The organism is Streptomyces sp. PT12 (genome assembly GCF_003311645.1).
Classification (GTDB): Bacteria; Actinomycetota; Actinomycetes; order Streptomycetales; family Streptomycetaceae; genus Streptomyces.
Genome location: NZ_QEST01000182.1, coordinates 1 through 25,801 on the forward strand (window position 1 = coordinate 1; position 25,801 = coordinate 25,801).

Consider the following 25,801-nt stretch of genomic DNA (forward strand, 5'->3'; position numbering starts at 1 on the left):
CCCCAGACTCCGTCCGGGAGGTGCCCCCACCCCAGACTCCGTCCGGGAGGTGCCCGGGGCCGGGGGGCCGCGCGGGGGCGCCTACCGGGCCCGAAGTGCCCCGCTCGTGTGGGTACTTCCCGTGCTTCGGGGGCCGTCCATGGGGACACGGGCCCTGAGGGGCCCGCGGCGTGGCCCCCAAACGGAGTCCGGGCGCGGCAGGTGCCACGCCGCGGACCGGTCCCCGAAAGCCGCCCGGCCAGGTCCTAGTGACGGGCGTAGTGCAGCCTTCCGCCCTGGGTGTCCACCAGATAGAGGATGTCCTGGCCGCTGGCGTTGCGCCGCACCGCGAGTCGGTCGATCGGCAGCCCAGGGGCGACGGGCGCGCTGCTCCATGTGCCGCCCGACTCGGTGGCGACCCGCGCGCGGTCGGCCCCTGACGCGGTGGCGAAGTAGACGCGCTTGCCCTCCGTCTCGTCCCACGTGAGGCCGAGCGCCGCGGTGGTCTGGCCGCCCGAGTACACCGTCTGCCGCGCCCACGCGCCGTCGCGGAGATAGGCGTACCGCACATGGAAGAGTCCGCCGCTGGTCGCCGAGCGGTAGCGGTAGGCGACCTTGGGCGAGGTGCCGTCGAGCGTCAGCTTGGCGCTCTGCACCGCGGGGCCCGCCTCGTCCTGGTAGCTCTCCCCGGCCTCGATGGGCTGGATCACATCGGCGCTCGCCGGGGTCACGGGGACGGCGGCCTCGGCGCCCGCATGGTCCCTGAACACCCCCGTGGACGGGCTGTACTTCAGGTAGGACAGCTCGTGCCTGAAGGCGGACGAGGGGGCGAGCGACCACTCGAAGAGGAGGTGCAGATCGCCCTCGGAGTCCACCTGGAGGTCGTCGGGGTAGACCGAACGCCCGTCGGCGACGGCGAAGCTGCCGACCTTGCTCCAGGACGAGGCGTCGTTGTCCCAGTGGTACAGGTTGCCCGCGCGCCGCGTTCCCTCCTGCACCCGGGCGATCAGATAGAGGTCGCCGTCCGGGGTGCTGGTGAGCACGGGATAGGTGACGTTCTTCCCCTGGTCGGGGAGGTCCGCCGCGTGGTTGGTTGGGGCGCCGCCCGTGGTGTCCGAACGGAAGTAGCGCCACGTGTTGTTGTGCATCGAGGCGAAGACGTGGAATCTGCCGCTGCCGTCGCGGGCCATGGAGGGCTGGTTGTGGCCGATGTCGTCGGTGTACTCGGCGGGGCTGCCGCCGTTCAGCACCGGCAGCCTGCTCCAGCCGCCCGAGGGGTCGCGGCGGGCGATGGCGACGCGGTGGGTGCCGGGCTCCGAGCCCGGCTCGTTGAACGCGAAGTAGGCGTACTCCCCGGCGCCCCGGTAGGTGGCGACGGGTGTCCACCAGGCGGCCTGGTTGGAGGAGTCCATCGGATAGGGGACCTCGGTGAGGTCGGCGGGCGCGGCTGCCGCGGGCGTGCCGAGCGGCAGCACGGTGGCCAGTGCGGTCGCCAGCACGAGGAGCAGGCGCCTCAGGGGCACGTTCATGGAATCATCTCCCTTAACATGCATGGAACATGCGTGATGCAGGGAGCGTTGCCACATGATGCGCGTCTGTCAATGCTTCCCGCGCCGCCCGGTGCAATTGATACCCGCAGAGGGGTTGACGCGGGCTCAATATGCGGTCGACCATCCCACATGTTGCAAGTGAGATTCACTGGAGAGGGCATGGCTTCCGATCAGGGCAACAACCAGAGCGTCGAACGCGCGGTCTCCGTGCTGCGCGCCTTCCTCGCGGGGCCGCCCGAGCTGCGCGTCTCCGACGTCGTGCGGCACACCGGGCTCGGCGCCTCCACCACCTCCCGGCTCCTGACCACCCTGGAGTCGCTCGACTATGTCGAACGCGACGGCGTCAGCGGCCTCTACCGGCTCGGCGTCGCCCCCATCACCCTGGGCGGGGTCGCCCTCAACCAGCACCCGGTGCACCGCGAGGCCAGGCAGCTCGGCCAGGAGCTCGCCGCCCGCGTCGGCCTCGGCGTCAACGTCGCGGTGCGCCGCTCCGCCTCGCTGTTCTACCTCCTCAACTTCGAGGGCCCGCTGGCCCCCCGCAACACCGTGCTCAGCGGCCAGCGCAAGCCCCTGCACGCCACGGGCCTCGGCAAGTGCCTGCTGCTCGCCCTCGACGCCGGCGAGCGCAGGGCCCTGCTGCCCGAGGAGGCCCTGCGCCCCTTCACCGCCCGCACTCTCGCGAGCCACCGCGCGCTCGACGAGCAGCTGGCCGAGGCGGCGCGGCGCGGCTACGCCACCGAGGTCGAGGAGCTGGCGCACGGCCGGTCCTGTGTGGCGGCCCCCATCAGGGACCGCTCGGGCTCCATCACCGCCGCCATCTCCATATCGGGGCCGCTCTCCACCGTCGATCTCGACCACCGCGAACGGGAGTTGGCCCGCGCCGTGATCGAGGCGGCCGACTCCGTGAGCGTCGCCCTCGGCTATGTGGGACCACCGGGGCCCGGCGCGGACCCCGGGCCGCGAGCCGGTGCCGCGGCGCGCGCCGGGGGCAGGCCATGACGCCCCTGACCGGCGCGGCCCGCCCCCGGCGCGGCGAGCGGCTTTCGAACACCGCGTTCGCGCTGCTGCTCACGCTGCCCGGCGTGGCCCTGTTCGCCGCCATCGTCTGCTACCCGCTGATCGCCTCGCTGGTCACCGGCTTCTTCGAGCAGTCCCTCGTGCTGCCTGGGCGTTCCTTCGTGGGCCTGAGCAACTACCGCGAGGCCCTCGAAGGCGACTTCTGGCCGGTGCTGCGCCAGACGGCGGTCTTCACCCTGGGTGCCACCGCGATCCCGTTCGTCCTCGGGTTCGCGCTCGCCCTCGCGCTGAACTCCGGGATCAGGGGCAGCGGCTTCCTGCGCGGCCTCTTCCTCTTCCCCTGGGTCATCCCCGGCGTCGTGGTGTCCTTCCTGTGGATGTGGATCTTCAACGCCAACTACGGGGTGCTCAACGGCGTGCTGACCCGGCTCGGGCTGATCGACGAGTCCGTCACCTGGCTCGGCGAGCCGGGGACCGCGATGCTCGCCGTGATCGTCACCAAGAGCTGGGCCAGCTTCCCCTGGATCATGGTGATGATGCTGGCCGCGCTCCAGACCGTGCCGAGGGAGCTGCACGAGGCGGCGGCCGTCGACGGCTCGGGGGCGATCCGCCGCTTCCGCACCGTCACCTGGCCCGGGGTGCGCGGGGTGGCGGCGATCGCGATCCTGCTCGAGTTCATCTGGAACTTCCAGCACTTCGACACCATCTACGTGCTCACAGGGGGCGGCCCCGCGGGGTCCACCGAGACCTTCGCGGTCGCCGTGTACCGGGAGGCGTTCCACGGCTTCGACCTGGGCCGGGCCACCGCGCTCGGCGGGCTGTGGATGGTGCTGCTGCTCGGTCTTGTCGGGCTGTATCTGCGGATGTTCGAGAGGGAGACCGACCGATGAGCGCCATGGACACCGTGACCCCGGCCGTGCGCCCCACCAAGGGCGGGCCCCCCGCGCCACCCGCCCCGGCCCCCGCGAAGCGTCGGCGTCGGCGCCGACCCGACCAGCGGCGTTCGAGCGTCGCCGCGTGGGCGGCGGTGGGCGTGATCGGGCTCTTCGGGCTGCTGCCCGTCTACTGGATGCTCGTCACCGCGCTGAGCCCGGACGACCGGGCGTTCCGCTTCCCGCCCGACCTGTTCCCGCGGGCCGTCACCCTGGAGCACTTCCGCGCCTTCGCCGAGAACGAGGCGCTGTTTCGCTACATGCTCAACAGCGTCGTGGTGGCCTCGATCACGGCGGTGCTCAGCGTCGTCGTCTCGGCCTACATGGGCTACTCGTTCTCCAAGTTCCGCTACCGCGGCCGGACGTCGCTGATGAACTTCGTGCTGGCCTCGCAGATGTTCCCGCAGGCCCTGCTGCTCATCACGCTCTACGCGGTCTTCAGCGAGTTCGGGCTGCTCAACACCTATGCCGCGCTGATCCTCTCCTTCACCACCTTCACCATGCCGCTGTGCGTGTGGATGCTGAAGGGGATCTTCGACACCGTGCCAGACGCCCTGCTGGAGGCGGCGGCCATCGACGGCGCATCGCGCTGGCGCACCCTGCACACCATCGTCGCCCCGCTGGCGGCGCCCGGCATGGTCGCCGCGGGGCTGTTCGCCTTCGTCCGCGGCTGGAACGACTTCATCTTCGCCCTCACCCTGGCCGACCAGGACACCCAGACCCTGCCGCCGGGGCTGGTGAACACCTACATCGGGGAGTTCCAGACCTCCTGGCCCGCCCTGATGGCGGCCTCGCTCGTCGTCTCGCTGCCCGTGGTCATCGCGTTCACCTTCCTCCAGCGCTACCTGGTCGGCGGGCTCACCGCCGGCGCCGTCAAGAGCTGAACCTCACTCAAGACTTGAACCACAAGGAGAACTCCCATGTCCAGATTCCGCACCCGCCAGCTCATGGCGCCAGGGACGGCGCGTCCCGACGCCGGGCTGCGCCGCCGCGACACGCTGCGCCTGCTCGGCCTCGGCGCCATGGGGGCCGTGGGGGCGGGGGCGCTGTCCGCGTGCGCGCCGTCAGGCGGCTCGGGCGGCGGCGGCGACGCGTCCGCCACCTCGTTCGGCTTCTCCTCCTGGTCGCTCAATGAGGAGGCGAGCAAGCCGGTCGTGGAGGCGATCATCGCCGACTGGGAGAGCGCCGAGGACGTCGCCATCGACCCGGTGTCCTATCCCTACAACGACTACCTCACCCAGCTCACCCTCAAGCTGCGCGGCGGCCAGGTCACCGGCGCCGTCCAGCTCGACATCGCCTGGCTCGGCGCCCTCGCCCCGATGGGCAGGCTCCTCGACCTCTCGGAGGCCGCGGCGCGCGGCGGCTACACCGAGGCCGCGCTGACCAGCGGGCAGTACGACGGCACCCAGTACGGCCTGCCCTGGACCACCGCCTCCATCGGGCTGATCGCCAACTCCACCCTGCTCGACGAGGCCGGGATCACCGAACAGCCCACCACGATCGAGCAGTTCGAGGAGGCGCTGCGCGCGCTCAAGGACCTCGACGGGATCACCCCCTACGCCGCGGCGACCAAGGTGGCCCAGCTCAAGGACATCTTCCCGTGGATGCGGACCTTCGGCTGCACCCTGGTCGAGGGGGACACGGTCACCATCGGCGACGACGCCTCCGTCGAGGCCGTCGAGTGGTACAAGCGGCTCTACGACGACGGGCTCATCGCCGCCGACGTCGACCGCTTCGACGCGCGCGCCCTGTTCGCGCAGGGCAGGGTGGGGTTCTACGACGACGCGGTGATCGGCAAGGGCGCGACCGTCGCCCAGGCGAGCGACCCCGCCCTCGCGGACGCGATGGTGCCGGTGCCGCGCCCGGTGCTGGCCTCGGGGGACACCCCGCAGGCGCTGCTGTGGGGCCATGTGATCGTGGTGGTCGACGGCGAAGGCTCGGACGCCGCAACCGAGTTCGCGCTGCACACCACGTCCGACACGGCGACGGTCGCCGACTACTTCGAACGCCTCGCGCTGCCCCCGACCACCGAGGAGGGCCTGGCGGACCCGGCCGTCGCCCAGGACACGTTCACCACCGAGTGGACCGAGCGGATCACCGCGACGGCGACCCCTGGCCCGTTCTGGCACCTCACCCAGAACGCGCAGATCGAGGAGGTCGTGGCCCAGCAGGTCCAGGCCGTGCTCGTGGGCGGCTCGTCGGCCAGGGACGCGATGAACGCCGCCCGCGAGGAGATCACCGGCCTCATGGAACGCTGAACGATCGCCCGGCGCGAGCGCAGCGTCGGACGGCGCGGACCGGCGCTCCAAGCCCGCCCGGGCAGGGCCTAGTGCAGGTAGCCGAGCCCCGTCGAGATCTGGTCGGCGTACTCGATGGCCCGGCGGGCCAGCTCGGCCTCCCGCTCCGGCAGGTCGAGGGCGGACAGCGACCCGGAGACGGAGAGCGCCGCGACCACCTCGCCCGAGCGGTCCCTGATCGGGGCCGCCAGGCACGCGCGGCCGAGCGCCAACTCCTCGACCTCGGTGGCGTATCCGCGGGCGCGCACGTCGTCGAGCGCGCCGAGCAGCGCGTCGAGGCCGGTCAGGGTGCGGCCGGTGAAGGCGGGATACTCCTCGCCCAGGAGCGCCCTGACCTCATCGGCGCGCCTGCCGCACAGCAGGGCCTTGCCCAGCGCCGTGGCGTGCAGGGGCGCGAGGCGCCCGGTGAGGGTGAAGGAGCGCGGCGCCCTCGGGCCCTCGAAGTGGCAGAGGTAGAACAGCTGGTCGCCGTGCCGCTCGGCGACGTTGGCGCCGAGCCCCGTCTCGTGGGTGAGGTTCTGCGCGACCTGGCGCGCGGCGCGGTGCACCGGCGACTGGTTGAGCGCGACGCCCGCGAGCGAGATCAGCCGAGGGCCGAGCCGGTGCAGCCCGCTGCGCTCGTCCCGCGCCAGATACCCCAGCGCCTCGAGCGCGCTGACCAGGCGGGAGACGGTGGACTGCCCCAGGCCGGTCAGCTCCACGAGCTCCGCGATGCGGCGCTCGGGGTGCTCGTCCGTGAAGTACGCCAGCAGGGACAGTGCCCGCTCCACGCTCTGGGTGCCCGCCACCGCGGTGGCCACGCTGGGATTCGTACGCGACGCCATGGGTACCCCGATCCCTTTTAGGAGTGCCATCCAGATAGTGGATCCTACAGGCCATGTCCGCGGCATCTCCCCACACCGCCCGTGCGCAAGGGGTTGACGGGCTCCGCCATGTGGGAGAGGTTCTCGCTAAATGAATCGCTCATGCCAATAAAGAGCCGGAGGACCATATGAAGGCGCGGGCACTCATCGCCGCAGGGACGCTCATCGTCGGCGTCATCCCAGGGGCCGCCGCCGCGGCGGCGGCGGAGCCGGGCTCCGCCCCCGCCGCCGCCCCTGGCGACCCGACCGCCGCGCAGCCGGTGCTGCTCAACCAGAGCGGATTCGGCCTCGGCGAGCCCAAGCGGTTCACCGCGCCACGGGCCGAGGACGGCGCGGCCTTCGAGATCACCGACGCCTCGGGCGAGGTCAGGTTCCGCGGCAGGGTGCACGGGGGCGTGGGCGACTTCACCGCGTTCGACCCGCGCGACACGGGCGACTTTGTGGTCACCGTCGAGGGCTCGGCGGGCGTCGGCACCTCGGTGCCCTTCGGGATCGGCGCCTACTGGATCGACCGGGTGTCCTACCAGCGCGCCATCGAGTTCATGTCGGGAAGCCGCTGCTACTTCGGCGACTTCACCCGCTTCGCCGACGGGCCCGGGCTCGCCAGCGACGAGTACGGCCACCGCGAGTGCATGAAGGCCGTCACCTGGCGCGACGGGGCGCACTACTCGCGGGAGATCCAGACGCTTGTCGACCTGTACTTCGTCAACCCCAGCGCGTTCGAGCAGATCTCCGTGGACGACGCGATCTACGAGGGGCTGCCGGTGACGCTGCCCGATGACACGCCCGAGATCGTGCGCCTCATCCACTGGGGCGTCGAGCTGCTGCTCGCGGCCGATGTCAACGAGCCCCAGCTCAAGGAGCAGTTGGCGGCCTTCGTGCACGCCTATCCCCAACTCGCCGAGTACATACCGGCCGACGTCTACGAGCGCGCCCGCGACCATGTCTTCGCCACCTGGGGCGACCCCGAGGGCGACCGCTACTACTGGCAGGCGTTCACGCCCCACACGGGGGATCTGTTCCAGACATACACCGAAGTGGGCACGGGCAAGGGCGAGTTGGCGCCCGGCCACTCGGTGTGGCCGAACGTCATGATGTACGAGGTCGCGCTGCGCGAGGGCCGCGATGACGCCGAACGCTACCTGAACGCCGCGCGCGACCAGGCCGCGTGGCTGGTCGGCAACCTCGACCTGGCCGACCCCGCCGTCACCAAGGGGCAGCGGCAGAGCGAGTATGTGCTGATCACCGGCCTTGTGCAGTTCGCCGAGAACTACCCCGACCAGGCGCCGGACGGCATCGAGGAGTTCGTCCGCGACTGGGCCGAGGTCGCCACCGAACGCTCAGACAACCTCTGGGACTTCCGCCGCTACTCCGACGAGCGCTGGACCATCCCCGCCTTCACCGGCGGCGGCGCCGACGACCCCAACGAGACGGGCAACGTCGCGGGCTTCGCCGCGCCCGCGCTCGCCGCCGCCCGGCTCCTCGGCGACGACGACCCGCTGGCCGACCGGCTGCGCGAGATCGCCGCGGCCCACGTCGACAACCTCTTCGGCCGCAACCCCACGGGCCGCCACGCCTCGTACGACGCGCCGAGCGAGCAGGACGGGTTCGAAGGCGTTGAACGAGGCTGGTTCTCCGAGTACCAGGGCGGCGCCGGGCTGCTGGAGAACCTGCCCGGCGTCCTCGACGGCAGCCCGAAGAACGGCCACTACCCCTTCAACCCCGCCACCGGGAACATCGGCCACACCGAGGGCTGGGTCGCGTTCAACACCTCGTGGAACGAGTCGCTCGTCTGGCGCGCCGTCGACCTGACCAGCATCGAGGTGCGCAACCGCGGCGGCGCCCCCGCGCGCGTCGTCCCCCGCGACGGGGAGGTGACGGTCGAGCTTGCCGCGCCGCTCAACCTGGACGCCGACGCCCTCGACCAGGGCACGGTCGAGGTCCACGTGAGCGACGGCGCGGCCGAGCCGCTGACCGTGACCCAGACGGGCCCGAACGCCACGACGTTCCGCGGCACCCTCGACGTGGCGGAGCTGGACGCGCGCCACGGCGACGAGGTCACGGTGTCGTACGGCTACGGCGCGTTCGCGGTGTCGCACTCCTTCACCGTGGTCGGACGCTGACCCCGGGTCCCGCGCCCTGACGACGGCCGGTCACACGACGCCGGTCAGGCCCGCCCGCGGCAGCTGCCGCAGCAGGTCGTCGATCAGCTCGGCAAGCGCCTCGAAGCCGGGGGCGACCGCGCTGTTGTTCTGCTGGTTCTGGGTGACCGTTCCGTTGTTCCAGGCGAGCTGGGCGCCCGACACCTCGGCGTTGAACACGGGGCCGTTGAAGTGGTTGACGACCGTGGGCGGGCGCTCGTCCGGCTCGGTGCTCGGTACGACCCGCAGCGAGGTGCGGAGCCCGACCAGGTCGACGCGCCCGTTGGCCTGCACGGCCGCGCCCCGCGTCCCGCGCACGGCGCAGTCCACCAGTCGGCCGCCGCACGCGTCGGCGAAGCGCGCCCCCGTCGCGGCGCAGCCGTGCAGGAACGGCTGGGCCTCCTTCCCCACGCCGAAGCCCAACGGCCCGCGCTCGGCCACCGCGCGCCTGAGCGTGGCACGGGCCTGGCCGAGTACCGACACCGCGGCGAGGTCGAAGTCGTGGAACGCCGCGTCGGTGACGTCGGCCGTGGTGCCGCCGCCTCCCCAGATGTCCAGGCCCGCGGAGCAGCGCGCGACGCGGACCCCATCGAACACGGCCCTCGACTCGCCGAAGACCCGCAGCGCCGAGCTCGTCAGACCGCGGATGTCAAGGCGGGAGAAGCGGCCCCGGCGCGACCTCGACCACCGCGGCCCCACCCCGCCCTGCCGCCGCGGCGAGCGCGGAGGCGATGTCACGATGGGCCCGGCGGCCGCCCCGCGGCGCGACGACATACCTCGCGACCATGCCCACACCTCCCCGCACCGCTCACGCGGAGCCACCCGCCGACGGTAGCCAAGGAGTTCGGGAAAGGCCGCTCCCATGATCGGCTGCCCCTCGACGTCGACGCCGTAGTGCCGGGCCAGCGTGGCCAGGCCGTGGTCATGGCCCTGGCCGACGGCGCGCAGCCGCCACGGGGGGCCGCGGGCCGGGCCGGACTCGCCGGGCGCGTTGGCGCGTTGGCGCCATCGCGGACGGAAGCGCACTGGTGTCCGAAACATCCTGGTTCACCTCACAGGCGTGATAATCTCGCCGCGTGGTCACGATGGGTGAGCGGCGAATCACCATGCGGGCGCGGGTTCTTGACGCCGTCTTCCGGCTGGTCGTTCGCCAGGGAGTGGCGGAGGTCTCGCTCCGCAAGGTCGCCGAGGAGTCCGGGGTCAACATCGGCTCGGTGCGGCACTACTTCGGCAGCCACGAGGGGCTGATGGTCGCCGCCGTCGAAGAGGTCGGCGCCCGCATGGAGCGCAGGTTGAACGCCGTCGCGGCCTCGGCGGGCGAGAACGGGCCCGAGGCGGGGCGGCACGCCCTGCTCGAGGCGGTGGTCTCCGCCCTGCTGCCCCTCGCGCCCAGGGACAGGGCCGAGTTGATCGTGCTCGTGGAGTTCATCGGCGCGGCCAGGATCCGCCCGGAGTTCCGCGCGGTGGCCGAACGCATGGGCACGGACATGCGCCGAATACTGCGGGAGGCGCTGGGTGCGGCGGGGCTCGCCGACGGCGAGGTGGACGTGGAGGTGCTCGCCGCGCTGATCACGGGCCTCACGTTCGAACTCGTCCACCCCCACGGGGCGTCGGGCGCTCCCGACCCCCTCACCGTGCTCCGCCACCACCTCTCCCTCCCCGCCCTCGTCCCCGACCGTGTCAGGACACATCACCGCCTCTAGGAGGCTCGGCCATGCCCCGATGGCTGGTAGCGCTCGCCGTGGGAGCGCTGATCTTCTACACCGACGACTATGTGATCGCCGGCGTGCTCCCCGAGATCTCGGACGACCTCGGCGTCTCCGAGGGCGCCGGAGGGCAGTTGGTGACGGCGTTCTCCGTCACCGTCGCGCTGGCGGCCCCCGTGGCCGCGATCGCCACCGCACGCCTGCCCCGGCGCGGCGTGCTCACGGCGGCGGCGGCCGTCTTCACTGTCGCCAACGTCCTTGCCGCCGTGGCCGACAGCTATGGACCGCTGCTCTTCCTGCGGGTCGTCGCGGCCCTCGCCGCGGCCACCGCGACGCCCGCGCTGTTCGCCCTCGCCGCCCAACTCGCCCCGCCCGAGCGGATCGGACGCTATGTGGCGATCGTGGCGTTCGGCGTGACGGGCGCCATCGCGCTCGGCGTTCCGGCCGGGACCTGGATCGGCGGCACGCTCGGCTGGCGCGCGACGTTCGCCACCATGGCAGCGGCCGGTGCGCTCGTCGCGCTCGGCTTCGCCACGCAGCTGCCGCGGCGCGCAACGGGCGGATCGGCGCTGCCGCTGCGCTCGCAGCTGGTGATCCTGGCCCGCCCCGCGATCTCCCTGGGCCTCGCGGCGAACGTCGTGCTGATCCTCGGCTCGATGATGCTGCTGACCTATCTCGCGCCGTTCGCCGACGGGATCGCCTCGGCGGGGACGGGCGGCAGGACCGCGCTGTTCGCCGTCTCGGGCGTGGCGGGGATGGTGGGCATCTGGCTCGGCGGGCTCGCCACCGACGCGTGGGGCGCGGATCGCACGCTGGCCGTCGGCGTGGCCGCCTTCGTTTTCTCGATGGCCCTGTTCGCCGCGCTGTGGCAGGCTCGCCCGGTGCCCGTCGCGCTGCTCCTCCCGGTCGTCGCGGTGTGGGGCGCCGCGGCGTTCTGGAACTCTCCCGCGGTGCAGACGCGGCTGCACCTGCTCGCGGGGCCTGCCTCGACGCAGGCCCTGTCGCTGAACACCTCGGGCACCTATCTCGGCGTCGCCATGGGAGGGGCCATCGGCGGCGCCCTGCTCGACGCCTGGGGCCCGGCGCCGCTGCCGGTCGTCTCGGGCGCGGCGGGCCTCGTGGCCCTCGCCCTGCTGCGGCTGGCCGCGAGCCGCGGGACCCCGAACCCGGCATCGGCATTGACACCGGCATCGACGCCGACCCAGGGAACGGCGGACGCGCCGCGCGCGGAGCTGCTCGACCCCGCGGATTCCAAGGAGGAGTCATAGGCCACATCGAGCTCAACAGAGTGGGATACACGCTGCCCGGCGGGCGCGTGCTGCTCGACGAGGTCTCGTTCGACGTCGGCAACGGCTCGAAGACGGCGCTCATCGGCGCCAACGGTGCGGGCAAGAGCACCCTGCTGCGCTTGGTGAGGGGCGAGGAGCGGCCGCACAGCGGCACGGTCACCGTGGACGGCGAGCTGGGCGTGATGCCGCAGTTCATCGGCCGCGCCAAGGGCGGCACCACGGTGCACGAGCTGCTGGTCTCGGCGGCTCCCCCCGCGGTCCGCGCGGCCTGCGCGGAGCTTGAGGCCGCCGAGCTCGCGATGATGGAGCGCGACGACGAGCCCACCCAGATGCGGTACGCCCACGCCATCGCGCGCTACGGGGACGCGGGCGGCTACGAGGCCGAGGTCGTGTGGGACCAGTGCTGCGTGGCCGCGTTGGGCCTGCCCTACGAGCGCGCCCGGTGGCGCGAGGCGCGCACGCTGTCGGGCGGCGAGCAGAAGCGGCTGGTCATCGAGGCGCTGCTGCGAGGCCCCACGCCGGTGCTGCTGCTCGACGAGCCCGACAACTACCTGGACGTGCCGGGGAAACGGTGGCTTGAGGAGGCGCTCGTCGAGACCGCCAAAACCGTGCTCCTCGTCTCCCACGACCGCGAGCTGCTGACCCGGGTGCCGCAGCGGATCGTCACCCTGGAGCTCGGCGCCTCGGGAAACACCGCGTGGACGCACGGCGGCGCGTTCGGCACCTATGGCCAGGCGCGCCGCCAGCGGTTCACGCGCCTCGAGGAGCTGCGGCGCCGCTGGGACGACGAGCACGCCAAGCTCAAGGCCCTGGTCACCACCTACAAGCAGAAGGCCGCCTACAACTCCGACATGGCCTCCCGATACCAGTCGGCGCGCACCAGGCTGCGGCGGTTCGAGGAGGCGGGGCCGCCTCAGCAGGTCCCCCGCGAGCAGAACCTGCGCATGCGGCTGCGCGGCGGCCGCACCGGCAGGCGCGCGCTGGTGTGCTCGCGGCTCGAACTCACCGGGCTCATGCGGCCGTTCGACCTGGAGCTCTGGTACGGCGAACGCCTCGCCGTCCTGGGCTCCAACGGCTCGGGCAAGTCGCACTTCCTGCGGCTGCTCGCGGCAGCCGCGCCCCCGGTGGCGCACACGGGGGAGGCGCGGCTCGGCGCGCGGGTCGTCCCCGGGTGGTTCGCGCAGACGCACGAGCACCCGGAGTTCGCCGGGCGGACGCTGCTCGACGTGCTGCACCGCGGCGAGGGGACGCGGGCCGGGCTGCCGCGCGAGGAGGCCAGCCGGGCGCTCGACCGCTATGGCCTCGCCGCCTCGGCCGAGCAGCTCTTCGACTCGCTCTCCGGCGGCCAGCAGGCGCGCTTCCAGATCCTGCTGCTCGAGCTCAGCGGGTGCACGATGCTGCTGCTCGACGAGCCCACCGACAATCTCGACCTCGTCTCCGCGGAGGCCCTCCAGGAGGCGCTCGACGCCTACGAGGGAACGATTCTCGCGGTCACCCACGACCGCTGGTTCGCCCGGGAGTTCGATCGCTTTCTGGTCTTCTCCGGTGAAGGGCACGTGTACGAGTCGCCCGAGCCCGTATGGGAAGAAAAGCGCGTGGCGCGATAAGGGCGGAGCGGAGAAACGCATCTTCTGTTCGCCTTTATCCCGCTCGTGATAAAGCCCCGCTGACCCTCGGTGAGAATGGCTGGGCAAAGGTCGTTCCTGGGTAGCGGGACAACGCCGCCGACGGCGGCGCGCATGGCCGGAAAGCGCAGGTGAAGCCCCTCACGCGGCGCCTGAAGCCCGCGGTGGCCCTTGCCGGTGAACGGGCGATCGTGTTCCCTGAGAGAGGCGATGCGGTGAAATCCGCGCTCCCCGGGGGATCGTCGCGGCGGGACAGTCGGCGAAGGGATCGTGTTGTGAAGGCGTTGGTGCTTTCCGGCGGGCGTGGCACGCGCCTGCGGCCATTCACTCATACCTTGGCCAAACAATTGGTTCCGGTCGGCAACAAGCCGGTTCTCTTCCATGTGCTGGAAAGCATGGGCGCGGTGGGAATCACCGACATCGGCATCGTGGTGGGCGAGACGGGCAACGAGATCCGCGCCGCGGTCGGGGACGGCTCCCGCTTCGGCGCCGCGGTCACCTATGTGCGGCAGGACGAGCCCCGCGGCCTTGCCCACGCCGTGGCGGCCGCCCGCGGCTTCCTCGGCGAGGACCCCTTCCTGCTGCACCTGGGCGACAACTTCATCGAGAACGGCGTCGCCAGGCTGCTCGACGGCTTCGAACGGCACGGCGGGGACGCCGAGTTACTGCTCGGCCGGGTGGCGGACCCGCGGGCCTACGGCGTGGCCGAGCGGACGCCGCTCGGGCGGGTCACCCGCCTGACCGAGAAGCCGTCAGCGCCGCGCAGCGATCTGGCGGTCATCGGCGCCTACGCCTTCACGGCCGCCGTGCACGAGCGGATCGACCGGCTGACGCCCTCGCGCAGGGGCGAGCTGGAGATCACCGACGCCGTGCAGGGCCTCGTGGACGGCGGCGCGCGGGTGTGGTCGACCGAGGTGGAGACGTTCTGGCGGGACACCGGCAGCGTCGCCGATGTCCTCGACGTCAACCGGCACCTGCTGGGGCGGATGGAGGCGCGCTGCGCCGGGTCGGTCGACGCCGAGAGCCGTCTGATCGGCCGGGTGGTCGTCGAGGAGGGCGCCGAGGTGACGTCTTCGCGCCTCGTCGGGCCGCTGCTCGTGGGCCGCAACTCGCGCGTGGCCGGGGCGTTCATCGGCCCTCACACCTCCATCGGGGAAGACTGCGCGGTCGTCGACAGCGGGATCGACCACTCGATCGTCCTGGACCGGGCCGTGGTCGAAGGGGCGGGCCGCATCACCGACTCGCTCATCGGCCGCGACAGCAGGGTCACCGGCACGGGCGCGCGGCAGGGCCATCGGGTGGTCATCGGCGACCACAGCACGGTGGGGATACCGGCATGAGGATCCTGGTCGTCGGGGGAGCCGGATTCATCGGCTCGACGTTCGTCAGGGCCGTGCTCGAAGGGCGGCTCCCGGCGTACGCGGGCGCGGCGGTGACCGTGCTCGACAAGCTCACCTACGCGGGGCGCCGCGCCAACCTCGGCGCTGTCGCCGACGCGCCACGCTGCCGCCTGGTGCACGGGGACGTGTGCGACGCCGAGCTGGTGCGCGATGTCGTGCCGGGGCACGACCTCGTCCTGAACTTCGCCGCTGAGACCCATGTGGACCGTTCCATCCGCGACGCCTCGGCGTTCGCCAGGACCAACACCATGGGCGTGCAGACCCTGCTGCACCGCTGCCTCGAAGCGCGGGTGGGGCGGGTGGTGCAGGTCTCCACGGACGAGGTGTACGGCAGCATCGCGACCGGCGCGTGGGCCGAGGACGCGCCGCTGCGGCCCAACTCGCCCTACGCGGCGACCAAGGCGGGCGGCGACCTGATCGCGCTCGCGTTCGCCCGGACCCATCGGCTCCCGGTGAGCGTCACCCGCTGCTCGAACAACTACGGGCCCTACCAGTACCCGGAGAAGATCGTCCCGCTGTTCACCTGCCGCCTCCTGGACGGCCGCCCCGTGCCGCTGTACGGCGACGCGCTGCATGTGCGCGACTGGCTCCATGTGGACGACCACGTCAGGGGCGTCGCGCTCGTGGCCGAACGCGGCCAGCCGGGCGAGGTCTACCACATCGCCGGGGGCGAGGAGCTGACCAACCACCAGCTGACGCGGGCGCTGCTCGACCTGTGCGGCGCGGGCTGGGACCGGGTGCGGCGCGTCGCCGACCGCAAGGGGCACGACCGGCGTTACGCGCTCGACTGCGCCAAGCTGCGGGCGCTCGGCTACGCGCCGCGGGTGCCGTTCGTGAAGGGGCTGGCCGAGACCGTGCGCTGGTACCGGGAGCACCGCTCCTGGTGGGAGCCGCTGATCACGGGCGGGGCCGTCCACGGGGGAGCGATCGAGGAAGGAGCCGCCAGGTGATGCTCCGCATCCGCGAGGCGGAACGGGCCGACAGGCCGTTTGTCCGCCGCCTGTTCGACGAGGCGCTGGCGCCGCACTACGGCGGTGACCACCGGGCCCACGCCGACCGCGTCCTCGACGCCCACCTGGGCGGGGGACACGACAGACACGGGCACTTCTCGCTGCTCCAGCGGATGTTCCTGCTCGTCGAGCGGGAGGGGCGCAGCGGCCTGGTCCACGTCGTGTACAAGCGGCAGGGCACCGTCAAGATCAGCCCGCTGATCGTGGCCCCTGGCCACCGCAACGGCGGTGGCCGCGGCAGCGCGCTGCTGAGGGCGGCCGAGACGTTCGCCCTCGGGCACACGGCGCGGCAGATCTACTGCACCGTCGCCGAGACCAACGCCCCCGCCCTGCGGTTCTTCCGCGGCCACGGGTTCGTCGACGCGGGGTCGGCGGTCGGCCAGTACAAGCCCGATGTGCGGGAGTTCATGCTCTACAAGCCCCTCATCCCCGCCTCGCGCGAGGCGCCGGAGCGCGGGCCGCTGCGGCTGCGCGAGGTCGAGGACCGGGACTGGCCCACGCTGCGGAAACTGGTGCTTGCCGCGTTCGCGCCGCACTGCGAGGGCGTGAACGACCGATGGGTGCAGTCGCTCGTCGACGGTCACGCCCGGCGGGCCGGGCGGGACGTCAACGCCAAGTTCAAGGACGTCCATGTCGTCGCCGACGAGCGGGACGAGGTGCGGGGCGTGGCCGCCACCGGGCCCAAGAAGGGCGGCTCGGTCAAGGTGATGCCGCTGTGCGCCGCGAGCGACGCCGCGTGGCGGACGCTGCTGCGCGAGCTGCCCGCGAGGGTGGGCGGGCCAGGCACCCGCCTCTACACCCACCAGGCGCCCGACGCGCGCTCCACCGCGGCGTTGCAGCGGCACGGTTGGCGGCTCGAAGGGCTCCTGCCGGGCGCCTACCACACCACCCAGAGCATGGCCCAGTGGGGCTATCTCACATGAGGGGCGCCAAAGGAGGGCGTGTGTCCATGACGGAAGTGCGCAACGGAACGGGCGGCGGGCCAGGGGAGCCAGGGGAGCCCTCGGGGCCAGGGGGGCCGGGGGAGGCGTTCGACGCCTATGCCGCGCGCCTGTTCGCGTTCGTTCGCGAGCGCGCGTGGGAGGCGTTCGAGACCCCGAAGAACCTCGCGATGGCGCTCGGCGGCGAGTGCGGCGAGCTGCTCGCGGCGCTCCAGTGGCTCGGTGACGAGGAGATCGCCGCCCGGATGCGGCGCGATCCCGCGTTCCACGAGGCGGTGGCGTCCGAGCTGGCCGATGTCCTCAACTACCTGCTGCGGCTCGCCAGGCACCTGGACGTCGACCTGCTCGCGGCGGCCGGGCGCAAGCTGGAGCGCAACCGGGCCCGTTACCCCGTGGAACTGGCGCGCGGCACCGCGGCCACGTACACCGAGCTCGCGGCGGCGGCCGGGAACGAGCCGCGGCCCGACGGGCGACCCGACGGGTGGCCCGATGGGCGGTGAGCCGCGCATCCCGCTCTTCCTTCCCGTGGTGCCGCCGGGCGCCAAGGAACGGGTCGGCCGGGTGCTCCAGTCGCCCTGGATCGGCCTCGGTCCGGTCACCGAGGAGTTCGAGAACGCCTTCGGCAAGGCGATCGGCGCCCCGCACGTGATCGGCGTCAACTCCGGCACAGCCGCGCTCCACCTGGCGCTGCGGCTGATCGGCGCCGGACCTGGCGACGAGGTGGTGCTCCCGGCCAACACCTTCGTGGCCACCGGGCACGCCGTGCTCTTCCAAGGCGCCACCCCGGTCTTCGCCGACATCGACCCGCGCACCGGCAACCTCGACCCGAACCACCTGCGGGCGCTGCTCACCCCGCGCACCGCCGCGGTCGTCCCGGTCCACTACGCGGGCGCCCCTTGCGACCTCGACGCCATCCACGCCATCGCCGCCCGCGCCGGGATCGCGGTTCTCGAGGACTGCGCGCACGCCGTCGGGGCCCGCCACCGGGGGCGGCCGATCGGCGGGAGCGGGGCGTTCCAGGCGTACTCCTTCCACGCCACCAAGACCCTGGCCATGGGCGAGGGCGGCGCGCTCGTCGTCCCCGACGCCCACCTCGCCGCGCGGGCGCGGCGGCTGCGCAGACTCGGCATCGAGCCGCGGCCCGACGCCGAGGGCGTCGCGCCCTGGGAGTACGCGGTCGATGAGGTCGGCTTCAAGTACAACATGGGCGACATCCAGGCGGCCATCGGCCTGGCCCAGCTCGACGTGCTCGACGACGTCGCCCGCCGCCGCGCCGAGGCCGCCGAGCACTACGCCCGCCGACTGGCCGGGATCCCCGGCGTCGCGCCGCTCGACCACGACAGGCGCGCCAGCGGCAACTTCCTGATGCCCGTCATCGCCGACGACCGCGACCGGCTGATGACCCACCTCGCCCGGCGCGGCATCGAGACCGGCGTGCACTTCCGCCGCATCGACAGCTACCCCATGTACACCCGGGCCAGGCTGCCGCACACCGAGCGGTTCTGGCGGCACCAACTGTCCCTGCCGATGCACTCGGCCCTCACACCGGGCGACGTGGACCGCGTGTGCGACGCCGTCGCGGACGGCGCGCGTTCCTGAAGAGCGTTCCTCAAGGAGGGATCCATGCGGATTCTGTACGTGTGCAGCGTCTACCTCCCCAACACGGGAGGCTGCCAGGACCCGATCGACCAGGTGGGACAGCGTTTTGTGGCCCAGGGCCACGACGTCCACGTCCTGACCAAGCGGTGGCCCGAGCACCTTCCCGCCACCGAGGACATCCACGGACTGACCGTGCACCGCGTCACCAGCCCGATCCTGCCGAGCGAGTTCAGGGAGCTGGTCTCCCCGGTCGCCCGCCTGCTGCGCGACCACGCGCCCGACGCCGTGCACGTCATCGGGCTGCGCCGCCCGCTGCCCGCCGTCGCGCTGATCGCGGCGCGGGCTTCGGGGGCGCCCGTGGTGATGACCGTGGGCGGCTGGGACATCCCCGACCCGACCGACCCCGAGCCGGGCAAGGTGTGGCGCACCGGTGCCGAGTTCGTGCCCCAGGCGATGCGCCGGGCGGACCGCGTCACCGCGGCGTCGCGGGACCTGGCGCGCCTGACCGCCCTGGCGCTGCCGGAGCTTTCGCCGGTCGGCGTCACCCATGTGGGCATCGACCACGCCTACTTCGCCGAGGCGCGGCCCCACCCGCACCCCAGGCCCTATGTCCTGGCGCTGCGCCGGCTCGAGGTCTCCAAGGGCATCGACCGCCTCATCCGCGCGTTCCACGCCCTCGCGCCCCGGCTGCCCGAGCTCGACCTGCTGATCGCGGGCGACGGCGCCGAGCGGGACAACCTCGTGCGGCTGACCGGCGAGCTGGGCCTGGACGCCCGCGTGCGGTTCATCGGCGAGGTGCCGCTCGACGCTGCGGCCCGGCTGCTGCGCGGCGCGGCCATGACGGTCGTGCCCTCCCTGGCGGAGGGCGGCGGGCTGGTCAACGTCGAGGCGCAGGCGGCCGGTTGCCCCGTCATCGCCACCCGGGTCGGCGGCATCACCGAGTATCTGCAAGGCGACAGGGGCGCCCATCTCATCGACGCCCCTGACCCCGCCGAGATCGCCGCCGCCGTCGAACGCGTGTGGCGCGACGAGCCGTATCGGCGGCGGCTGATCGCCGCGGGGCGCGAGCTGGCCCGCCGCTTCGACTGGTCGAGGCTGGGCGACGCCTACCTGGAGATGTACCGCGCGCTCGCGCCCGCCGCCGTCGGCCGCCCGCTCGCGCCATGGTCGGAGCTCGTCGACCTGCTGCACCGCAACGTGGTGGCGGAGCGGGACGGCGGGCCACCCGCGGACTTCGACGCCGAGTGGGCCGCGCGTGGCCTCGCCGAGGAGGAGGCGCTCGCGCCAGCCCCGCCCGAGTTCCTCGCCTACGGCCGGGGCGGCCGCCGCTGGTACTACGCGGGCCGCGTCGCGGGGCGCGCCGTCGCGCGGCTGAACGACGTGGCGCGGGAGTGCGTGGCCGCGTTCTGCTGCGCCCCGGCGCGCGTGGTCGACGCGGCCCTGTCGGAGGCCGCCGAGTGGGGCCGCTTCGACCTCGACGAGGTCGCTGCCTACGCCGACTACAAGGCGCGGGAGCTCGCCGCGGCCTGGGCCGTCGAGCGGTGAGCGCCATGGCCCCCGACGAGCACGGCGACCCGCTCACCTCGGACGCGTTCTACCACGAGCTCGCCGAGCGCTACGACGCCGACGTGGCCGCGGAGCGCCGCCCCTATCTCGACGCGGTCGACGCCCTGGTGTGCCGGGGCCGCGCCGCGCCGCGCCGCATGCTGGACATCGGCTGCGGCCCCGGCGTGCGGGGCGCGGGCCTCGCGCGGCGGCTCGGCGCCGGTGAGCTGTGGCTCGCGGACAGCAGCGCTGGCATGGTGCGCACCGCGAAGCGCGGCGTCCCCTGGGCGCGCGTCGTCAGGGCCGACCTGGCCGACGCGGAGCAGTGCGGGGAGCGGCTGCCGGGAGGGTTCGACCTGATCACATGCCTGGGCAATGTCCTCGGGCACATGCCCGAGAAGGCGCGCGTCGCCGCCCTGCGCACCGTTGGCGCGCTGCTCGCGCCCGGTGGAAGCGCCGTGCTCGACCTCAACAACCGCTACAACGCGGCCCAGTACGGCGTCGGGGCCGTCGCCGCGAACATGGCCAAGGACCTGCTCGGCCTCGGCGGCGGCGACTATGTGACGCGCCGCCGCGTGCGCGGCCGGGTCATCGCCACGCCCGTCCACCTCACCACCCCGCGCGAGGCGCGGCGGCTGATGGCCAGGGGCGGCCGCACCGTGCGGCGCACCTGGTTCGTGCACTACGCGCGGGGGTGCCCCGCGCGCGGTCCCCTGTCAGGCCAGATCGTCATGGAGGTCGTGTGAGCGCCACCCCCGAGGACCCGCGGACCGAGCCGGAGCCGGGGTCGGAGCCGCAGCCGGAGCCCTGGCCCGAGGAGAGCTGCCGGATCTTCATGGCCGCGCCGTTCGCCCAGCTCGTCGCGGACGGCGAACGCGTGGACGCCACCTGGCGCGACCGTCTCGAAACGCTGCGCCTGGCCCTGCTCGACCGGGGCCACGCCGTCTTCAACGCCCACCACAACGAGGACTGGGGCGCCGCGGGCCTCCCCCCGCGCGAGTGCGTACCCTCCGACTTCCGCGCGATGCTCGCGTGCGACGTCGTCTGCGCCTACCTGGGCAGCCCCGTGTCCGCGGGCGTCGCCGTCGAGCTGGGCTGGGCGTCCCTGCTGCGCAAGCCCGTCGTCCTCGCCCACGACCGCGGCGCGACGGTGAGCCCGATGCTGCGCGGCCTCGACTCCCTGACCCGGGTGACGCGGATCGTGCTCCCCCGCGGCCTGGACGAGGCGGGCGCCAGGGAGCTGGCCGAGGCGACGGACCGGCTCGCCGAGGCGGCCCTGGCCGACGGCGCGTCCCCCTGGCGCTGCGCGCGGCTGACCGCGCCCCTGCGCTATGTCGCGGCGACGGGGCGGACGAAGTGAACGCGGCGAACGACGTGAACGGCGCGAACGCGGTGAGCGCGGTGAGCGCGGTGAACGACGTGAACGGGGAGAACGGGGAGCGGCCGCTGACCGTCGCCGTCGTCGGCGTCGAGTTCGGCTGGGGCAGCGCGGGGCTGCTCGACTCGATCGTCGGGCGGCTGCGCGCCCAGGCCCCTGGACCCGTGCGCCTGATCGGCGTCAGCTCGGGGCTCGGCCGCCCGCTGCTCGACGAGATCGCCGTCGAGCGCTGGTACGGGCTCTCGGGCGCCGAGCCACGGCGTTACGCGGAGGTGGCCGCCGCCGAGGGCGTGGACGTCGCGCTGTCCGTGCTGGACGCGCCCGCCGCCAAGAGCTGGGAGGCGGCGGGCGTCCGCACCGTCTTCGTCGACGTGCTGTCCTTCCTGTGGACCATGGGAGACCGCGACTGGCTCCCCGGGGCCGTCACCCGCTACTGCGCCCAACGCTGCCCCGAACTCCCCGACGAGGCCCGGAGGTTGCTCGCCCATGTCGAACGGCTCGAGTGGGTCGGCGGCATCCTGCCCGAGCCCCCGCGCGGCGGCGCCCCGCCCCGCGAGCCCCGCCCTGGGCACGCCGTGATCGCCCTCGGCGGGCTGAGGTCGCCGCTGGTGACCGACCCGTTGGCCTATCCACGGCTCGTCGTGCCCCCGGTGCTGCGGGCGCTGGCCGCGCTCGGCTTCACATCGGCGCACCTGGCGGGGAACGTCCCCGCGTCCCTGGCCGACGAGCTGCGCCCCAGGGCGGTGCCGGGGATGCCCGCGGTGCCCGACCTGGAGATCACCGCGGGGATGGTGCCGCACGGCCGCTTCCGCGCGGCGCTCGGCGAGGCCGAGATGGTGCTCACCCAGCCCGGCCTGATGTCCCTGCTCGAGGCGGGCGCCACCGGGGTGCCGCTGGTCAGGCTGCCCCCGCAGAACGTCGCTGGCATCCTCCAGGCGCGCTTCCACGAGGCGGCCACCCGCTCAGGCTGTGGCGTGCCCTGGCCGCCCGAGGTGCTGGACGAGGAGCGCGTGCTCGCCGCCCGCGCTCGGGGCGAGGAAGCCGCCAACCGCCTCCACTACGGCCGCGTCGCATGGGCCGCCGCCCACCCACGGCAGGTCAGGCCCGCGCTGCGCGCCGCCACCGAGGCGGCCGTCGCACGGGCAAGAACGGTCGACCCGGCGCGCTGGACCGCGTTCACCGACGCGATCGGCACCGAAGGGGCCGCCACCGTCGCCGCCCGCGTGCTCGCCCTGGGCGACGAGGCCAGGAGGCGCCGGGCCGCGGGGAGGGCGTCATGACCGCGTCCGTCGCGGCGGACGACCCGAGGGCGTGGCTCGCCGCCAGGAACGCGCGGGACGCGTGCGCGGTCCGGCGCGTCCCCTTCGCCGAGCTGCGCGGCTGGGGCTTCGCCCCTGGCACGGGCGACCTCGTGCACGACAGCGGCCGGTTCTTCGCGGTGCGCGGGCTGCGGGTGAGCGCGCCCCACGGGCCCGTGGCGTCCTGGAGCCAGCCGATCATCGACCAGCCGGAGACCGGCATCCTCGGCATCCTCGTCCGCCGCTCGGGCGGCCTGACGCACTGCCTGATGCAGGCCAAGGCCGAGCCGGGCAACGTGGGCGGCGTCCAGCTCTCGCCCACCGTGCAGGCGACCCACAGCAACTACACCCGCGTGCACCGCGGCGCCCGCACCCGCTACCTCGACTACTTCACCCATGGGGCCCATGCCGCCCGCGGCCGGGTGCTGGTCGATGTCCTCCAGTCCGAGCAGGCGAGCTGGTTCCTGCACAAGCGCAACCGCAACATGATCGTCGAGGTGCCCCAGGACGCCGACGTGCCCCTCGCCGACGGCTACCGCTGGATCCCGCTGACCGAGCTGCGCGCCCTCCTGCGCGTCGACAACGTCGTCAACATGGACGCCCGCAGCGTGCTGTCCAGCCTGTCCTTCCCCACGGGGCGAGGGCGGGCGGCACCCCCCGTCGCCGAGACGCGCGATGCCCTCGACTGGCTGGCCAGGATCAGGGCGGGGCGCCGACTGCGCGCCCGCACCGTGCCGTTGGCCCAGGCGAACGGCTGGCGCCGTGAGGCCGACGAGATCGTCCACCGGGAGGGGCGGTTCTTCCGGGTGATCGGGGTCGAGGTCACCGCGGAGAGCCGCGAGGTCGGGCGCTGGTGCCAGCCGCTGCTCGCCCCCTGCGCGCGCGGCATCGTCGCGTTCCTCGTCACCCGCTCCACGGGCCCGATGCGGGTCCTGGCCTGCGCCAGGACCCAGCAGGGCCTGCGCGAGGCCGCCGAGATCGGCCCCACCGTCCAGGTCAGCGAGGACCTGCCGCCCGGGCCGCGCCCGCCCTACCTCGACGACGTGCTCGGCGCGCCGCCCACGCGCGTGCGCCGCGATGTCCTGCTGTCGGAGGAGGGCGGCCGCTTCCACCACGCCGTCAACCGCTACCTGGTGGTCGAGGCGCCCGAGGAGCGGGTCGCCGAGTCACCCCCCGAGGGCTTCCGCTGGATCAGCGCGCCCTGCCTCGCGGCGCTCAGCCGCGGCGGCCATGTCAACGTCGAGGCCCGCACGCTGCTCGCCTGCCTCCCTGATCTCGGGGAGCCCGATGACCCGGGGGACGCGGAGTGAGCCGCTCTCTCGGGCTCGGCCTGCTCGGCTGCGCCGACATCGCGTGGCGGCGCACCCTCCCGGCCCTCGCCGACGTCCCCGGGATCGACCTCGTGGCGGTGGCGAGCCGCGACCCGCGCACCGCCCACGCGTTCGCCGAACGGTTCGGCGGCAGGCCGGTGCCCGGCTACGAGCGGCTGCTCGCGCTGCCCGACGTGGAGGCCGTCTATGTGCCGCTGCCGACCGGGCTGCACGCCCCGTGGGCCCGCCGCGCCCTGGAGGCGGGCAAGCACACCCTGGTCGAGAAGCCGCTGACGACCCGCGCGGCCGACACCGCCGAGCTGCTTGCCCTCGCGCACGAGCGGCGGCTGGTCCTGCGGGAGAACCTCACCTTTCTCCACCACGCCCAGCACGCCGCCGTGCGCGCCCTGCTCGACACCGGCAGGATCGGCGAACTGCGCGAGGTGCGGGCCGTGTTCGGCGTTCCGCCGCGCGCCCCCGACGATGTGCGGTACGACCCCGGCCTGGGCGGCGGCGCCCTCGTCGACGTGGGCGTCTACCCGCTGCGCGCGGCCTCCCTGTTCCTGGGCGAGGGGCTGAGCGTCACGGGCGCCGGGCTGCGCCTCGACCCGGCGACCGGCGTCGACACCGCGGGGGCCGCGCTGCTCGAGGCGCCGGGCGGCGCGTTCGCGCAGCTGGCGTTCGGCTTCACCCACCACTACCGCTCGGCGTACGAGCTGTGGGGCAGCCGCGGGCGCATCGTGCTGGAGCGCGCGTTCACGCCGCCCGACGACTTCCGCCCCATCGCTGTCCTCCATGACCCCGACGGGGCGCACGAGATCGCCCTTGAGCCGGACCGGCAGTTCCGCAACAGGCTGCGCGCGTTCGCCGACGAGGCCAGGGCCGGAGCCGACGCGCGGTCCGACGCCCGCGCCGAGGAGCGCGCCCTGCGCGAACAGGCCCGGCTCGTCGACGCCATCGCCTCCCACGCCGCCATCGCCTCCCACGCCGAAGGGGCCAGGGCGTGACGGCGTCGGGCGCCGTCGTCCTCGGCGGACACGGCTTCATCGGGCGGCACGTGTGCGCGGCCCTGCGCCGCGCGGGCTGGTCGCCCGTCGCCCTCGGCAGCGCCGAGACCGCCGCGGGCCGCTCCCTCGACATCCTGCTCGCCGCGCACGCCCCCGCGGTGGTGGTCAACGCCGCGGGCGCCGTATGGACGCGCGACCCTGGCGAGTTGCACGCGGCCAACGTCGTGCTCACCGAGCGCGTCGTCGCCGAGGTCGCCGCCGCCAGGCCGCGCCCGCGGCTCATCCACCTCGGCTCGTCCCTCGAGTACGCGCCCACGCGGGTCGGCGTGCCCTGCCGCGAGGACTCGCCCACGGGCCCGGCCACCCGGTACGGGCACACCAAGCTCCAGGCCACCACCCGGGTCCTCGACGCGGTGGCCGCGGGCTCCCTCGACGCCGTTGTCCTGCGCTTGTTCAACGCGTTCGGCCCCGGGGCGCACCCGGCCAGCCTGCTCGGCAGGCTGGCAGGGCGGCTGCGCGTGGCCGCGGCCACCCGCGCCCCGGTCACCGTCCCGCTGCCGAGGCCCGTGGCCTACCGCGACTTCGTCGACGTGCGGGATGTCGCGGACGCGGTGGTCGCCGTGGCACCCCACGGTCCGGGCACCGGAGTTGAGGGGGCCCTCTTCAACGTCGGCAGCGGCACCGCCCTGGCCACCGACGACCTGGTCCGCGGCCTCGTGCGGGCGAGCGGCGTGCCCGCCGTCCTGGTCGACGAGCCCGACGGGCCGTCCGTGCGCCCAGGCGGCCCGCCGTGGCAGTGCGCCGACATCGCCCGCGCCAGGCGGCTCGGCTGGCGCCCGCGCCGCGCCCCGGAGCGGACGCTCCGCGACCTCTGGACCCGGGCGAGCCACCCCATGAACGACGCCCCATGAACG

23 protein-coding genes are annotated in these 25,801 nt (G+C 73.6%); 20 read left to right on the forward strand and 3 right to left on the reverse strand.

Annotated elements, in window-relative coordinates:
• Positions 1-245 precede the first annotated feature (245 nt).
• Positions 246-1,508 carry a BNR repeat-containing protein gene (locus tag DEH69_RS20020; protein ID WP_258534812.1) on the reverse strand — a complete coding sequence of 421 codons (1,263 nt, stop codon included), beginning with the start codon at positions 1,506-1,508 and terminating at the stop codon, positions 246-248.
• Between the two features lie 180 nt (positions 1,509-1,688).
• On the opposite strand from DEH69_RS20020, the gene DEH69_RS20025 reads away from it, so the two are divergent.
• The 4 genes from DEH69_RS20025 to DEH69_RS20040 are packed head-to-tail and all read left to right on the forward strand — an operon-like array spanning position 1,689 to position 5,736.
• On the forward strand, positions 1,689-2,528 hold the full coding sequence (locus DEH69_RS20025) for an IclR family transcriptional regulator (protein ID WP_113688366.1): 840 nt from the start codon (positions 1,689-1,691) through the stop codon (positions 2,526-2,528).
• Positions 2,525-3,436, forward strand: coding sequence for a carbohydrate ABC transporter permease (locus tag DEH69_RS20030; protein WP_113688367.1), 912 nt, complete (start codon positions 2,525-2,527; stop codon positions 3,434-3,436). The genes DEH69_RS20025 and DEH69_RS20030 overlap by 4 nt, the downstream gene beginning before the upstream one ends.
• A complete protein-coding gene (locus DEH69_RS20035) occupies positions 3,433-4,362 on the forward strand; it encodes a carbohydrate ABC transporter permease (RefSeq protein WP_258534813.1) in 930 nt (309 codons plus the stop codon). The genes DEH69_RS20030 and DEH69_RS20035 overlap by 4 nt, the downstream gene beginning before the upstream one ends.
• 36 nt (positions 4,363-4,398) lie before the next feature.
• Positions 4,399-5,736 carry an ABC transporter substrate-binding protein gene (locus tag DEH69_RS20040; protein WP_258534814.1) on the forward strand — a complete coding sequence of 446 codons (1,338 nt, stop codon included), beginning with the start codon at positions 4,399-4,401 and terminating at the stop codon, positions 5,734-5,736.
• A gap of 68 nt (positions 5,737-5,804) precedes the next feature.
• Here DEH69_RS20040 and DEH69_RS20045 read toward each other — a convergent pair whose 3' ends face one another.
• Positions 5,805-6,599, reverse strand: a complete 795-nt coding sequence (locus DEH69_RS20045) for an IclR family transcriptional regulator (protein WP_113688369.1) — start codon at positions 6,597-6,599, stop codon at positions 5,805-5,807.
• Positions 6,600-6,766: 167 nt separating this feature from the next.
• Here DEH69_RS20045 and DEH69_RS20050 point away from each other — a divergent pair, with 167 nt between their 5' ends.
• On the forward strand, positions 6,767-8,761 hold the full coding sequence (locus DEH69_RS20050; protein ID WP_113688370.1) for a hypothetical protein: 1,995 nt from the start codon (positions 6,767-6,769) through the stop codon (positions 8,759-8,761).
• 30 nt (positions 8,762-8,791) lie between these two features.
• On the opposite strand, the gene DEH69_RS31645 is transcribed toward DEH69_RS20050, so the two are convergent.
• Entirely contained in the window at positions 8,792-9,820 is a 1,029-nt protein-coding gene (locus DEH69_RS31645) for a hypothetical protein (RefSeq protein WP_181727521.1), read from the reverse strand.
• A gap of 44 nt (positions 9,821-9,864) precedes the next feature.
• Between DEH69_RS31645 and DEH69_RS20060 the strand changes: the two genes are divergently transcribed.
• The 15 genes from DEH69_RS20060 to DEH69_RS20125 all read left to right on the forward strand — a co-directional run bounded on the left by DEH69_RS20060 (position 9,865) and on the right by DEH69_RS20125 (position 25,798).
• Complete coding sequence (locus DEH69_RS20060; RefSeq protein WP_258534820.1) at positions 9,865-10,482, forward strand: TetR/AcrR family transcriptional regulator; 618 nt, start codon at positions 9,865-9,867, stop codon at positions 10,480-10,482.
• An 11-nt stretch (positions 10,483-10,493) separates the two neighbouring features.
• Entirely contained in the window at positions 10,494-11,753 is a 1,260-nt protein-coding gene (locus DEH69_RS20065) for an MFS transporter (protein ID WP_113688372.1), read from the forward strand.
• Entirely contained in the window at positions 11,750-13,381 is a 1,632-nt protein-coding gene (locus DEH69_RS20070; protein WP_113688396.1) for an ATP-binding cassette domain-containing protein, read from the forward strand. Before DEH69_RS20065 ends, DEH69_RS20070 begins: the two co-directional genes overlap by 4 nt.
• A 293-nt stretch (positions 13,382-13,674) precedes the next feature.
• Entirely contained in the window at positions 13,675-14,739 is a 1,065-nt protein-coding gene (locus tag DEH69_RS20075; protein WP_113688373.1) for a glucose-1-phosphate thymidylyltransferase, read from the forward strand.
• On the forward strand, positions 14,736-15,749 hold the full coding sequence (rfbB, locus tag DEH69_RS20080) for a dTDP-glucose 4,6-dehydratase (protein ID WP_113688374.1): 1,014 nt from the start codon (positions 14,736-14,738) through the stop codon (positions 15,747-15,749). Before DEH69_RS20075 ends, rfbB begins: the two co-directional genes overlap by 4 nt.
• On the forward strand, positions 15,749-16,732 hold the full coding sequence (locus DEH69_RS20085) for a GNAT family N-acetyltransferase (RefSeq protein ID WP_113688375.1): 984 nt from the start codon (positions 15,749-15,751) through the stop codon (positions 16,730-16,732). Before rfbB ends, DEH69_RS20085 begins: the two co-directional genes overlap by 1 nt.
• A 26-nt stretch (positions 16,733-16,758) precedes the next feature.
• Entirely contained in the window at positions 16,759-17,250 is a 492-nt protein-coding gene (locus tag DEH69_RS20090) for a nucleotide pyrophosphohydrolase (protein WP_113688397.1), read from the forward strand.
• A complete protein-coding gene (locus DEH69_RS20095) occupies positions 17,240-18,349 on the forward strand; it encodes a DegT/DnrJ/EryC1/StrS aminotransferase family protein (protein ID WP_113688376.1) in 1,110 nt (369 codons plus the stop codon). The genes DEH69_RS20090 and DEH69_RS20095 overlap by 11 nt, the downstream gene beginning before the upstream one ends.
• Positions 18,350-18,373: 24 nt before the next feature.
• Positions 18,374-19,894 carry a glycosyltransferase family 4 protein gene (locus tag DEH69_RS20100; RefSeq protein ID WP_113688377.1) on the forward strand — a complete coding sequence of 507 codons (1,521 nt, stop codon included), beginning with the start codon at positions 18,374-18,376 and terminating at the stop codon, positions 19,892-19,894.
• Between the two features lie 5 nt (positions 19,895-19,899).
• Entirely contained in the window at positions 19,900-20,640 is a 741-nt protein-coding gene (locus tag DEH69_RS20105; protein WP_113688378.1) for a trans-aconitate 2-methyltransferase, read from the forward strand.
• Entirely contained in the window at positions 20,637-21,254 is a 618-nt protein-coding gene (locus DEH69_RS31650) for a hypothetical protein (protein ID WP_181727517.1), read from the forward strand. Before DEH69_RS20105 ends, DEH69_RS31650 begins: the two co-directional genes overlap by 4 nt.
• Positions 21,251-22,552: a hydroxymethylcytosylglucuronate/cytosylglucuronate synthase gene (locus DEH69_RS20110; RefSeq protein WP_181727518.1), complete on the forward strand. Its 1,302-nt coding sequence runs from the start codon at positions 21,251-21,253 to the stop codon at positions 22,550-22,552. Before DEH69_RS31650 ends, DEH69_RS20110 begins: the two co-directional genes overlap by 4 nt.
• Positions 22,549-23,880, forward strand: coding sequence for an NDP-hexose 2,3-dehydratase family protein (locus tag DEH69_RS20115; RefSeq protein WP_113688380.1), 1,332 nt, complete (start codon positions 22,549-22,551; stop codon positions 23,878-23,880). Before DEH69_RS20110 ends, DEH69_RS20115 begins: the two co-directional genes overlap by 4 nt.
• Complete coding sequence (locus tag DEH69_RS20120) at positions 23,877-24,887, forward strand: Gfo/Idh/MocA family protein (RefSeq protein WP_113688381.1); 1,011 nt, start codon at positions 23,877-23,879, stop codon at positions 24,885-24,887. Before DEH69_RS20115 ends, DEH69_RS20120 begins: the two co-directional genes overlap by 4 nt.
• On the forward strand, positions 24,884-25,798 hold the full coding sequence (locus DEH69_RS20125; protein WP_113688382.1) for an NAD(P)-dependent oxidoreductase: 915 nt from the start codon (positions 24,884-24,886) through the stop codon (positions 25,796-25,798). Before DEH69_RS20120 ends, DEH69_RS20125 begins: the two co-directional genes overlap by 4 nt.
• The last annotated feature ends 3 nt before the right edge of the window (positions 25,799-25,801 follow it).